Source organism: Commensalibacter communis (genome assembly GCF_947179105.1).
Lineage (GTDB): Bacteria > Pseudomonadota > Alphaproteobacteria > Acetobacterales > Acetobacteraceae > Commensalibacter > Commensalibacter communis.
In genome coordinates, this window is the sequence record NZ_CAMXCK010000001.1 from 517,323 (window position 1) to 530,046 (window position 12,724).

Genomic DNA, 12,724 nt, shown 5'->3' on the forward strand with positions numbered 1-12,724 from the left:
TTAAGCAGACTTCATCACTTCAGTTAGTTCACTTAGAACCGTGTTAGAATCTTTAGATTCTAAAACTGCGACCTCTGTAACGAAACGTTCTTGCGCTGCTTCAAAGAGCTTTCTTTCACTAAAACTGCCATCAAGGCTATCTACGTTGCGACGAAGGTCACGAAGCACTTCGGCGATTTGTATTAAATCACCAGAATTAATTTTTTCTTGATAAATAACAGCGCGTCTTGCCCACATACCCTTATTATTTTGTGGTTTCCCTTTGATTGTCGACATTGCTTTGCTGACAATTTCCCTGGAAGCAATTTTGCGTAACCCTGCTTTTTTAGCTTTTGATAATGGGATACGCAGGGTCATTTGATTATCAGGAAATGAAATTTGTATCATTTCGAGTTTGGTTCCAGCAATTTCTTCGACACCAATACGATCAACACGCCCGACACCATGTGCAGCATATACAATGGCATCGCCTTCTTGAAAAGGGAATGTATCTTTGTTGTCTACTTCTTGAGCAGCTGTTTTCGCAATAGCAGCGCGTGCCATTTCATCAGTGACACCGCCTTTGGGAGGGGAACGGAATATATTCATACGATGAAGTTATCACAAATTTCACAAATTGTCATCATAATATTTTTTTATTAAATATACAAGAAATAGAATTGTTTATTACCATTGTATGCCATTAACAGGTGCAATAGGAGACCCAGTTGGATCACCGATTTGTTCAAGCAAATCGATTTCTAAACTACGCGTCATCGTTAGCATTGGCAAAGCATGTGGACTGTCGTCGAAAGGGTTTTGTAAATCGCTGCCGATTTTATATAACGCCATAAAAAGAAAACCCACAAGTGCGGAACCCAAAGGCGTAAACCATCCTAATGTTTCCACCATAGAAAAGGGTAATATAACACATGTAATTTCGGTTAAAAAATAAGGTAACGTAGAAAATTGAATCGATAAAGGAGTGTTTTTAATTCTCTCCAATGCTCCTTGAGCATTGGCAATATCCGATAAAATCCGATCAATTTGTGCGTGAACAGCACCATCAATATGCTTTTTATCAACTTCTTGAGTAACCATAAGCCCTATTTGGAACAACACGCCATTAGGTTGGTTTCTAAGTCCTTTGATATAATTTTGAATATGTATGGGTAGGACACGTTTTACATTGCTGTTTAACAATGCGTCTTTACCTCGTAGGTGATAGGCCAAGACATAGGCATACCCAGCAATGGCACGCGTTAAGTCAGGGTGTCCTTTAAGGATAGTCGTGCATTGCCTTGAAAACGAACGACAATTATTCGTAATTAGTCCCCAATGAGACCTAGCCTCCCACCACCGATTATATGCAGTATTATTTCGAAAATTCATAAATAATACCAGAACAGAGCCGATTAAAGCGATAGGAAGCTCAGATTGACCAAACCAACTGATTTGATAATATCTGTAACAAATAACAACCAACATATCCCAAATAAAGAGGATAGAAAGCGGTTTGAAGCTATCTTGGAGAATAAACCGAAGACCACGTTTAGCATTAACAATCATTAATTAATGTCTTTTTATTGATGGTTGTAATATATATTCAAAATAACAGTAGAACTGTCACAATAAATTATGTCGATTTTAAGTTAATCAATTTTCATAGTCAATTTAAACATAACCTTGCATATTCTAATCTTACTCTCGCTCTGAAGCTCTTATTCTTTGACTTTCGGTGCGTAATTGACCGCAAGCTGCTAGAATATCCCTGCCACGAGGGGTACGAATAGGGGACGAATATCCTGCCTGCATAATAATATCTGCGAATTTTTGCACTTGTTCCGATTTAGAGGGTTTATAATCGCTTCCAGGCCATGGGTTGAACGGGATTAAATTGACTTTGGCGTGGATCCCCTTAAGTAGACGAACAAGCTCACGTGCCTCGGCTTCACTGTCATTAATTCCCCGCAACATGATATATTCAAAAGTAATACGTCTTGAATTACTGGCAGCTGGATAACGACGGCAAGCGGCTAATACATCTTTGATAGGATATTTACGGTTCAACGGAACAATTTCGTTTCGCAAATCATCTCTGACAGCATGCAAAGAAATCGCAAGATTAATTGCCAAATCATTTCCGCACTGATCCATCATTGGAACCACACCAGAAGTCGATAATGTAATACGACGTCTAGAAATACCAATTCCTTCGTCATCCATCGCAATACGCATAGCTTTGGCAATATTTTCGTAGTTATATAAAGGCTCACCCATACCCATTAAAACAATTGTCGATAAAAGGCGGGGTCTATCGGCTGTCGGGGTTGGCCATTCACCATAGCTATCTCGAGCAGCCATAAACTGACCGATAATTTCAGCCGAACCAAGGTTCCTTACGAGGTTTTGCGTGCCGGTATGGCAAAACCGACAAGAGAGGGTGCAGCCAACTTGCGAAGAGATACAAACAGCTCCTCGATCTTCACGACGATCTGGAATATAAACGGTTTCGGCTTCTTGACCATCTCTGAATTGAAATAGAAACTTACGAGTTTCATCCTTAGAGGTTTGTTCTGTGACGACTTTTGGTCGACTGATAACGCAACGATCAATCAACTTGGCACGTAAAGGCTTGCCAATAGAGGTCATTTCATTAAAATCAGTAGCCCCTTTATGATAGATCCAATGCCATAGTTGCTTTGTTCGAAAGCGCTGTTCACCCATATCCACCAAGAGTTGCTCTAATTCTACACGAGACAATCCGACAAGCTCTTTTCTGCCATCAGGCAAGACAGCAGAAGGAGGAGAGAATTGCGCAGATTTTGCCAATATTCTCTTTTTTTCTTCTTCGGTTAAATCAATAGGAGAAGCATTGGATAAAGTATCAGTAGCCATCATAAAATTGGGTAATCCCAGAGTAAGAGAAAAAATTAGGTATTTTAAGAACGAAGATAAGAGCCATTAATATCAATATAGCCTTTGGTAAGGTTACAGCTCCATATGGTTGCTTTACCACTTCCAAGATTTAGGTCAACTTTAATTTTAATAGTCTCCTCTTTCATATGCTGTGCCACAGTCTCACGGTCATAATCAGTAAGAACACCGCCTTCATGAGCAACCCATACATCACCAATAGAAACGGATAAAGTATCTCTATTTGCAGGCTCTCCTGCCTTTCCAACGGCCATAACAACACGTCCCCAGTTTGCATCTTCGCCTGTAATTGCAGTTTTTACCAATGGAGAATCACCAATAGACATACCAATTTTATGAGCTGATTCATCATTGATCGCACCCGTAACAGTAATTTCAATCAGTTTACTGACACCTTCGCCATCTTTAATAACTAGTAACGCTAGTTCCTTAAGCACCTTTTCCAAAGTAGTGGCAAAGTCAGTTAAACGAGGATCACTTGGATCAGTAATATCAGGTGTGTTGGCAACGCCTGTTGCGAATAATAGTAATGTGTCTGATGTGGAGGTATCTGAATCAACAGTAATTGCGTTGAATGTTGTTTTTACTTTTTGAGAAAGTAATGCTTGTAAAACAGAAGCAGGTAATTTGGCATCGGTTGTTACAAAAGATAGCATGGTTGCCATGTCAGGCGCAATCATTCCGCTGCCCTTGGCAATTCCTTGAATGGTCACGGTTTCTGTGCCGATTTTCGTTCGTAAGGAATATCCTTTTGCGAATGTATCCGTTGTCAAAATAGCTTGGGCTGTTTCTGTCCAATGATTTTCATCTAATTGTTGGTATAATGTTGGCATAATATCAACAATTTTTTGATATGGCAGTTGTTCACCAATAACGCCCGTAGAAGCAACAAAGATTTCTTCTGCTGAACATCCAATTGCTTTTGCGGCCGCTTCGGCAGAGCGTTGGACAGTTTCAAAGCCAGCTTTTCCAGTAAAAACATTGGCAATACCAGCATTAACCAATAACCCTCTGGCATGACCTTTGGCTAATATAGAACGACACCAATCGATAGGAGCTCCTGGACATTTATTTTGCGTAAAAACTCCAGCGACGGTTGTGGAGGGGGCAAACTCCATTAGCGTTAAGTCTAGTCGCCCAGAATATCGCAACCCTGCTTCTATAGAAGCCAAGCGTACCCCAGGAACAGCAGGAAGCGCTGGAAGTGGAACTGCTAGGGGGGAGGTTGGATATGCACTCATCGTTGAAGTTACCTTATGTTAAATCATTCACCAGAAAATTAAGAATATAATTATATATTCGAATAAAAATATCTATATCTATAATGTTAATTTTATAATGATAATCAATAGAGATCGTCAGATAAAGGATTAATATTCGATAATATGAGCGTTTTCCAAACTTTCTTCGTAAATGCGGCTGATTGCTTCTTTTGTAATTTGTTCTTTGATGAAAGATTCAACAGATTCTAAGGAAGGAACAGGTCGATTACGCTCGGCAACTTTTTGGAGAATAACCCATCCATAGTTCGTTCGTATTGATCTGGTAGTATATTCGTTATTTTTTATTTTCGAAATTGCTTGGATAATAGGTTGGTCTAGCTCACTGATAATTAACCAGCCCATATCGCCTTTATTTTGATCTCTATTTTGTAAATCAATCGAATACATACGTGTTGCCGCTTGAAAATTTTGTCCAGCTTTGAGTTTTTGTAAAACGAGTTCTGCAATTTCAGGGGATTGAACAATAATTTGGCGTAAGTTAACTTCTTTGATTTCGGGTTGGTTTACATAATGTTCATTATAATAATGTTGAATAGCTTGTGGGGTTAATAGAGGTCTAAGCTTTTCGAGAAAATAGGCTTGTGTAAGTTTTTGTTGAGCAAGATCTTTGATTGCAGCGTTAATTTGTTGTTGGACGGCAGGTCGTCGAGAAATACCATCTTTTTGAATAGCAATCTGCAAAGCACGATCAACAATAAGCTGTTTCGTTAATTGAGGATATAATAACTCTTTTGGAAGAGATTTTAATTCTCTAGGTAAATTGGACGCTAATTTTTTTACATCGCCAACGGTAATAATATCATCGTTAACGCGTGCAAGTATTTGTGCTGAGTTATTGGTTATTACGTTTGTAACAGGTGGTTTGACTGGAGGTTGTATTTCGGAAAATGTAGAATTTCCACTTTCTTTTGGAATTACAATCGACGTTCCAGCCATTCCTGTGAAGGTAAAAAAGGCTGCCTGAGCGATAGTTAGTGCAAATATGTATAAACCATATTTTGTTATTCTACAGACGGCAACCATTTATTGTGATTCAACCTTATTTTGCAGGTGCAGATGTCGGAGCAGATGCAGGAGCTGAAGGCGGTTGAATGGTGTATTTTTTGATGATCGCGTCGTTTTTCGTAATTTTACTTTGTTTAACAGTATCATCAATGACCGCTTTAACATTTTGTTGAATTAACTTTTGACGAATCATCGGTGTTACTTTGTCCAAAGGAGGAACTGGAACATCTTTATAGGCTAGCACTTGAATAACATGATACCCAAATGGGCTTTTCACAGGGGTTGTGCTGGTTGTATTTGCTTTCATAGCAAAAGCTGCTTTTGAAAAGTCAGGAACAAGTTCGTCAGCTTTAACCCAACCTAAATCACCACCATTTTGTCCTGCAGTTGCTTTATCAATTGAGCTTGATTTAGCAAGATCAGCAAATTTCTTACCAGCTTTTAATTCTTTGATAATTTTTTCAGCTTCAGCTGGTGTTTTTACCAAAATATGACGAATATGTGCTTCTTTTACAGGGGGCTTATTCGCTATATTTTCATCATAGAATTTTTTAATCGCTTCTGGAGTGATTTTAGGTTCTACCTGAGCCTTTAAATAAGCATCTTGGATAATACCCATTCTAGCTAGTTTTAATTGTTGTTGTACTTCTGGGGTGTTTTCAAGATTTGCTTTTTCAGCCATTTGTTGGATGGCTTTTTGATTGACCATTTGGTCGATCATCATCGGTAACAAAACACCTGTTGGAATTTGGCTAAGTTGAGCAGGTAATAATTTACGTGCATCGATAACGTCGCCAATGGTAATGTTTTGACCATTGACAGTGGCTAACACTGTACTTTTATCAGCATTTTCAAGAGGATCTGCATTATTTGCAGCGGCAGCTTTATTTGTAATCTCAGCTGTTGGGGCTTGTGTTGGTGTTGCAGATTCAGCAGCCATCAAAGCAGTGCTGAAAAGACTTGATGTGACAAAAAGGCTAGCTGCAAAACGGAATGTTTTTGTAGAAACGGACATTCAAAATACCTTAAAAAATTGATTTTGTTAAGTCATAAAATATAAAACCTTAGTTGTAATTATACCATACAAAAAAAAGATTGTCTTCAAAGAAAGTCGTTATTATCAAACGAAGCATTAAAAAATTAGGGATATATTTAAAAATACAAATGCAGGAATTTTTATGATATGGTATTAAAAATTTTTAATTATAATATTGTTTGCTTAAGTTCTGCCTGAATTTTGTTAAGTTTAAATAAGATTACTGACTGACCTTGTACTAACAGGCAGAGTTACGGGGTCGTTGTTTGGAAAATATTGATGTTTGCAAAATTTGCTCGTGCTGTTTTAGGTACATCTAATGAGCGTTCATTAAAAGCCTATCAACGGCGAGTGCCCAAAATTAATAGTTTAGAGCCTGAGATGCAGGCTTTGGATGACGCTGCTCTTGCAAATAAGACAGTTGAATTTCGTAAGCGTCTTGCTGATGGTGAGGAACTAGATGCATTGCTGCCCGAAGCTTTTGCAGTGGTCAGAGAGGCTTCTAAACGTGTATTGGGAATGCGTCACTTTGATGTGCAGCTTATTGGTGGGATGGTTCTTCATGATGGTAAAGTCGCTGAAATGCGTACTGGTGAAGGAAAAACACTAGTTGCAACATTAGCAGTATATTTAAATGCACTGCCTGCCAAAGGGGTGCATGTTGTCACCGTCAATGATTATCTTGCGTCTCGTGATGCAGAGGAAATGGGACGTTTATACAATTTCCTTGGATTAACAGTTGGTACTATTGTTGCTGATCTAAATGATGATGAACGTAAACAATCTTATCAAGCTGATATCACTTATGGCACAAATAACGAATTTGGTTTTGATTATTTGCGCGATAACATGAAATACAGCTTTGACGAAATGGTACAACGTGACTTTTTCTATGCGATTGTTGACGAGGTTGACTCTATTCTCATTGATGAAGCGCGTACACCTTTGATTATCTCTGGTGTTGCAGATGATAGTTCTGATTTGTATCGATCTGTTGACGAGGTAATTAAAGAAATTGTCAAAGTCCCAGAGAACTATGAAAAGGATGAAAAGTTTAAAACTGTTATCCCTACAGAAGTTGGAACAGAAAATATCGAGGCAGCTTTAGCCGCAAAAGGTGTTTTGCATGAAGGGGGTCTGTATGACATTCATAACGTATCCCTAGTCCATCATATGCAACAAGCCCTAAGAGCACATACTTTATTTGCTAAAGATGTGGATTATATCGTAAGAAATGATAAAATTGTCCTAATCGATGAATTTACGGGTCGAATGATGGATGGTCGTCGTTACTCTGATGGGTTGCATCAAGCTTTAGAAGCAAAAGAACATGTCACGATTCAGCCAGAAAACCAAACGCTTGCTTCGATTACCTTCCAAAATTATTTCCGTTTATACCCAAAACTTTCTGGAATGACGGGGACTGCAATGACTGAAGTTGATGAATTTGCAGAAATTTATAAACTAGATGTTGTTTCAATCCCAACTAATTTAAAAGTTCAGCGTAAAGACGAACATGATGAAATTTATCTGACAGCTAATGAAAAATATGAGGCTGTTAGTAAGTTAATTGAAGAAATTCACGCGAAAAAACAGCCGATCTTGGTTGGCACAACGTCCATTGAAAAGAGTGAAATTCTATCTGATCTGCTGACAAAAAAGAAAATCCATCATAATGTTCTAAATGCGCGTTTTCATGAAAAAGAAGCTCAAATCGTAGCTCAAGCGGGTGGTTCTGGAGCCATTACGATTGCGACGAATATGGCTGGTCGTGGAACGGATATTAAGTTGGGAGGGAATGTTGAAATGCTTATTCAACAACAACTCTCTGACATAGAGGACGAAGAAGAACGTAACCAAAAAGAACAAGAATTACGTGCACGTACAAAAGTCGATCACGAGCAAGTCAAAACAAATGGTGGTTTATTTGTGATCGGAACTGAACGTCATGAAAGCCGTCGTATTGACAATCAGTTACGTGGTCGTTCAGGGCGTCAAGGGGACCCCGGGAATTCAAGGTTCTTTTTATCCTTAGAAGATGATTTAATGCGTATTTTTGGTTCTGAACGCATGAGCGGGATGTTGCAAAAAATGGGACTTAAAGAAGGGGAAGCTATTGTGCATCCTTGGATTAACAAAGCCCTAGAAAAAGCCCAGAAAAAAGTTGAAGAACGCAATTTTGATATGCGTAAAAACACATTAAAATATGATGACGTGATTAACGATCAGCGTAAAGAAGTATATTCTCAACGTCGAGAATATATGTCATCAGAGGACGTGTCTGAGACGATTGCAACAATGCGTAATGATGTGATTTCGACGTTGATTGCAAGTTACTTGCCAGAAAAATCTTTTGCAGAACAATGGCAAACTGAAGAGTTAGCTGCAGAAGTCAAACGGTTACTTAATCTTGAATTGCCGATTAAAGAATGGTCGGAAGAGACAACCATCAGCATTGATGAGATTGAAGGTAGGATTAAAGAAGCTGCTGAAAATGCACACGCGGTACAAGCTGCGAATTTTGGTGCTTCTATCATGCGTTATGTTGAAAAACAAATCTTGTTGACAACATTAGATGGTGTTTGGAAAGAGCATCTCTTACGTCTTGATCAAATGCGTCAAGGGATTGGCTTGCGTGCTTATGGGCAAAAAGACCCTCTTAATGAATATAAAAAAGAGGCTTATAATTTATTTCATTATATGCTCGACGAATTAAGTGAGCGCGTCATATCTACTTTGTGTCGTGTTGAAGTAAACGTCAGAACAGATGATGAAGAGCCGATGGACGAATTTGGTGAAGGACAGTTTTTAGAAAAAAGTGAAGATGAAGAGATTGATATTCCAGAAGAGTGGGCAAATATCTCTCGTAATGCACTATGTCCTTGTGGTTCAGGTAAGAAATATAAGCATTGTCACGGCAAGTTAGTTTAAGTGTTGTTGGTTTAAAGATAGAAAGAATTAAGAGACAAATTTATGGCAGGACATTCCAAATTTAAAAATATTATGCACCGTAAAGGTGCTCAAGATGCACGTAGAGCAAGAGATTTTGCAAAGATTATTCGTGAAATCACCGTTGCTGCTAAGACAGGGTTGCCTGACCCAGCATCAAACCCTCGACTAAGAGCTGCGGTTGCTGCTGCCAGAGCAGTCAATATGCCCAAAGATAATGTCGATCGTGCGATAAAAAAAGCTGCCGGTAGTGGAGAGGGCGATAATTTTCATGAAGTAAGGTATGAAGGTTATGGCACCGCAGGGGTGGCGATTATTGTTGAGGCGTTAACCGACAATCGTAATCGTACGGCTTCCGACGTCCGTGCTGCATTTAATAAATATGGTGGTTCTTTGGGGGAAATGAATTCTGTATCTTTCATGTTTGAACGGTTAGGGGTGATTACTTATCCTGAAGCTATTGCAGATTACGATACAATGTTTGAAGCTGCAATCGAAGCCGAAGCGGAAAATGTTGAAGTTGCCGATGGGTATTATGAAATTACCTGCCCAATGGAAAATTTCTTTGCTGTTCGTGATGCGTTGGAAGCAAAATTTAAAGATCCTGAAAGTGCTAAGATTGAATGGCGTCCAAGCAACACGGTGACGCTGACCGAAGATAACGCACAGACCTTATTAAAATTGATTGATACATTAGAAGATCATGATGATGTGCAAAATGTCTTTGCGAATTTTGATCTTCCTGACGAAGTTGCTGAACGGTTATCGGTTTAAGATTCGTGGTTAGAATTCTAGGGATTGACCCTGGCTTGCGTTTCACAGGCTGGGGGGTAATAGACGCTCAAGGAAATCGTCTTTCTTATGTCGCCAGTGGGATATTGGCGACGGACAGCAAAGCATCAGTTCCAGAGCGTCTTTGTGTTTTATCCGATGGTTTGGAAAAACTAATTGAGCAATATGCCCCTGATGAAGCTGCTGTTGAAGAAACGTATGTTAATCAAAATGGCACGGCGACGTTAAAACTGGGATATGCCAGAGGAGTAGCTTTGTTAATTCCAGCCAAACGAAGTTTAATGGTTATTGAGTATGGTGCTAAAACGGTCAAAAGGGCTGTTGTTGGAACGGGTGCAGCAACCAAAGATCAAGTAACGATGATGGTAAAGCGTATTTTACCCAGTGCTATTATTCAAAAGGCCGATGCTGCTGACGCATTAGCGATTGCGATTTGTCATGCCCATCATCGTACTAGTCAGAATAGCATTGCAATGGGAAAGGTAATGGCATGATCGGTCAATTGACAGGATTACTTATTGAACAAACTGAAGCAGATCGCTGTTTAATAGATGTCAATGGTGTCGGATATGTGGTTTTTTGTTCTAATCGTACATTAACGCGCTTACCCAGGCCTCCAGAAATCGCGAGGGTGTTGATTGAAACCATTGTTAGAGAAGATGCGATTTTACTATATGGGTTCGCAGATAGTTACGAACGTGATTGGTTTCGCTTGTTAACGACGGTTCAAGGGGTTGGCGTGCGGATGGCATTGTCCATATTATCTACTTTATCTCCTGATGAGATCAGTTCTGCCATTATGACCGCTGATAAGGCCACCTTAACCCGTGCGCCAGGAGTGGGGGCAAGGCTTGCCGTTCGTATTTTGACAGAACTGAGTGGTAAAGTAGCCTCTTTATCTGACCAAGTAGTTTCGACAGTTGTATCTAATGCAAAAGGCCACAATCCTATTCCCCAAGCGACCCAAATTTTATCTGATGCATTGTTGGCGTTGGAGGGATTGGGGTTCCGCCGTGTAGAATCTCAACCTGTTGTTGCTAGAGTGGTTAAACGTTTAAATGAAGAAGATAAAGGATCAGAGCTTGATCTTGTAATTCGTGAATCATTGAAAGAGTTGGCACGATGAATTCTGCTGAAGATCGTCCATTTGATGCGACAAAGCGACCAGAAGATAATTTTGAGGTTGCGTTACGTCCGCAGTCTTTGTCTGAGTTTACTGGGCAAAAGACATCTCGTGAAAATTTATCGATTTTTATCCAGGCGGCACGTAAGCGTGAAGAAGCATTGGACCATGTATTATTACATGGTCCTCCAGGTTTAGGGAAAACAACGTTAGCACAGATCGTCTCGAAAGAATTAGGCGTAGGCTTTCGTGCAACTTCTGGTCCAGTGATACAAAGAGCAGGGGACTTGGCTGCGATCTTAACCAATTTACAGCCAAGAGATGTGCTGTTTATCGATGAAATCCACCGTTTACATCCTTCTATTGAGGAAATTTTATATCCTGCGATGGAAGATTTTCAGTTGGATTTGATTATTGGTGAAGGACCTGCTGCACGTTCTGTCAGAATTGATTTGCCACCTTTCACATTGGTTGCAGCAACAACGCGTTCGGGTTTATTGGCAACACCATTGCGAGATCGATTCGGTATTCCATTGCGATTGATTTTTTATACGCCAGAAGAGCTGAAATTGATTGTAGCACGCGGGGCAAGAAAACTTGGGTTTGAATTAACGGATGATGGTGCTCAGGAAATTGCAAGGCGTTCTCGTGGCACGCCTCGTATAGCAGGGCGCTTGTTAAGACGTGTGCGTGATTTTGCCTTGGTAACACATAAAGAGGGACAAGCGGTGGATAGTGGCCTTGCTGATGCTGCACTCTCACGGTTGGAAGTCGATCAAATGGGACTGGACGCGATGGATCGTCGTTATCTGATGCGAATTGCGGAATATCACCACGGTGGACCTGTGGGGGTAGAAACTTTGGCCGCAGCACTGGCAGAATCGAGAGATACGTTGGAGGATGTGATTGAACCTTATTTAATTCAAGAAGGTTTGGTTTTAAGAACGAGTCGTGGACGCGTTCTAGGCGAAAGGGGCTGGAAACATTTGAATTTAGTTCCACCTCCGTCTATTACGACACAGTTTGATTTATTAAATGATATTAATGAGGAAGATGAATAAAATGGATATGTCTGATCAAGAAGAGAACATATATAAAACCAAGACTAGATTATTATCTAAAGAAGAAATTCAAAATTATCAGTTTAGAATATGTTACGAAGATACAGACGCAGGTGGTGTGGTCTATCACGCGAAATATTTAGGAATTGCAGAGCGTGCAAGGACTGAGTGCATTCGCCGTCTGGGGGGCACTCTTGCCGAATTATATAAAGAATATGGTCAGATTTTAGTCGTTCGCCAGATGGAAATTCAATATCGTAAACCCCTTTTTTTAGATGATATGGTGAATGTCAAAACCAGTCTAATTACTGCTTTGGGGGCTAGCTGTTGGTTGTCTCAAGTCTTCTCACGTGAAGGGGAAATTGTTACAGAAATCAAGTTGCAATTAGTATGTTTAAAGAAGGGTGATTACATGCCAACACCGTTCCCTCGACACTGGCAAAAGATGTTTGATGCATTAACGGAAGTAGGCGCTTAAAAGAAAAATATGACCAAGATGAAAACATGATTGTTTTTGTTTCAAAAAATAGATAACAGTTAAGTTAATAGAGAAAAAATC

The 12,724-nt window shown here is 39.7% G+C and carries 12 protein-coding genes; 6 read left to right on the forward strand and 6 right to left on the reverse strand.

The genetic code is table 11. From position 1 onward, the window contains the following. From PQG52_RS02400 to PQG52_RS02425, 6 genes are all read right to left on the reverse strand, one after another. Positions 1-588 (reverse strand): CarD family transcriptional regulator, encoded by a 588-nt coding sequence (locus tag PQG52_RS02400; protein ID WP_271789046.1) that lies wholly within the window; start codon positions 586-588, stop codon positions 1-3. Positions 589-666: 78 nt separating this feature from the next. Then, positions 667-1,548, reverse strand: a complete 882-nt coding sequence (locus tag PQG52_RS02405) for a bestrophin family protein (protein ID WP_271789045.1) — start codon at positions 1,546-1,548, stop codon at positions 667-669. A gap of 132 nt (positions 1,549-1,680) precedes the next feature. Continuing rightward, the gene (gene rlmN, locus PQG52_RS02410) at positions 1,681-2,880 is read right to left on the reverse strand and encodes a 23S rRNA (adenine(2503)-C(2))-methyltransferase RlmN (protein ID WP_271827736.1); all 1,200 of its coding nucleotides are present in this window, start codon (positions 2,878-2,880) and stop codon (positions 1,681-1,683) included. Between the two features lie 41 nt (positions 2,881-2,921). Further along, positions 2,922-4,157 (reverse strand): bifunctional glutamate N-acetyltransferase/amino-acid acetyltransferase ArgJ, encoded by a 1,236-nt coding sequence (gene argJ, locus PQG52_RS02415; protein ID WP_271827737.1) that lies wholly within the window; start codon positions 4,155-4,157, stop codon positions 2,922-2,924. 129 nt (positions 4,158-4,286) lie between these two features. Then, complete coding sequence (locus PQG52_RS02420; protein WP_271827738.1) at positions 4,287-5,222, reverse strand: peptidylprolyl isomerase; 936 nt, start codon at positions 5,220-5,222, stop codon at positions 4,287-4,289. 16 nt (positions 5,223-5,238) lie between these two features. Further along, positions 5,239-6,219, reverse strand: coding sequence for a peptidylprolyl isomerase (locus PQG52_RS02425; protein ID WP_271827739.1), 981 nt, complete (start codon positions 6,217-6,219; stop codon positions 5,239-5,241). A gap of 300 nt (positions 6,220-6,519) precedes the next feature. Between PQG52_RS02425 and secA the strand changes: the two genes are divergently transcribed. The 6 genes from secA to PQG52_RS02455 are packed head-to-tail and all read left to right on the forward strand — an operon-like array spanning position 6,520 to position 12,643. Continuing rightward, positions 6,520-9,171 carry a preprotein translocase subunit SecA gene (secA, locus tag PQG52_RS02430; protein WP_271827740.1) on the forward strand — a complete coding sequence of 884 codons (2,652 nt, stop codon included), beginning with the start codon at positions 6,520-6,522 and terminating at the stop codon, positions 9,169-9,171. Positions 9,172-9,213: 42 nt separating this feature from the next. After that, positions 9,214-9,963 carry a YebC/PmpR family DNA-binding transcriptional regulator gene (locus tag PQG52_RS02435; protein ID WP_271800856.1) on the forward strand — a complete coding sequence of 250 codons (750 nt, stop codon included), beginning with the start codon at positions 9,214-9,216 and terminating at the stop codon, positions 9,961-9,963. Between the two features lie 5 nt (positions 9,964-9,968). Continuing rightward, positions 9,969-10,475 (forward strand): crossover junction endodeoxyribonuclease RuvC, encoded by a 507-nt coding sequence (gene ruvC, locus PQG52_RS02440; protein ID WP_271789038.1) that lies wholly within the window; start codon positions 9,969-9,971, stop codon positions 10,473-10,475. After that, a complete protein-coding gene (gene ruvA, locus PQG52_RS02445) occupies positions 10,472-11,107 on the forward strand; it encodes a Holliday junction branch migration protein RuvA (protein WP_271827741.1) in 636 nt (211 codons plus the stop codon). Before ruvC ends, ruvA begins: the two co-directional genes overlap by 4 nt. Then, on the forward strand, positions 11,104-12,165 hold the full coding sequence (ruvB, locus tag PQG52_RS02450; RefSeq protein WP_271789036.1) for a Holliday junction branch migration DNA helicase RuvB: 1,062 nt from the start codon (positions 11,104-11,106) through the stop codon (positions 12,163-12,165). Before ruvA ends, ruvB begins: the two co-directional genes overlap by 4 nt. Further along, positions 12,149-12,643 (forward strand): YbgC/FadM family acyl-CoA thioesterase, encoded by a 495-nt coding sequence (locus tag PQG52_RS02455; RefSeq protein ID WP_271827742.1) that lies wholly within the window; start codon positions 12,149-12,151, stop codon positions 12,641-12,643. The genes ruvB and PQG52_RS02455 overlap by 17 nt, the downstream gene beginning before the upstream one ends. The last annotated feature ends 81 nt before the right edge of the window (positions 12,644-12,724 follow it).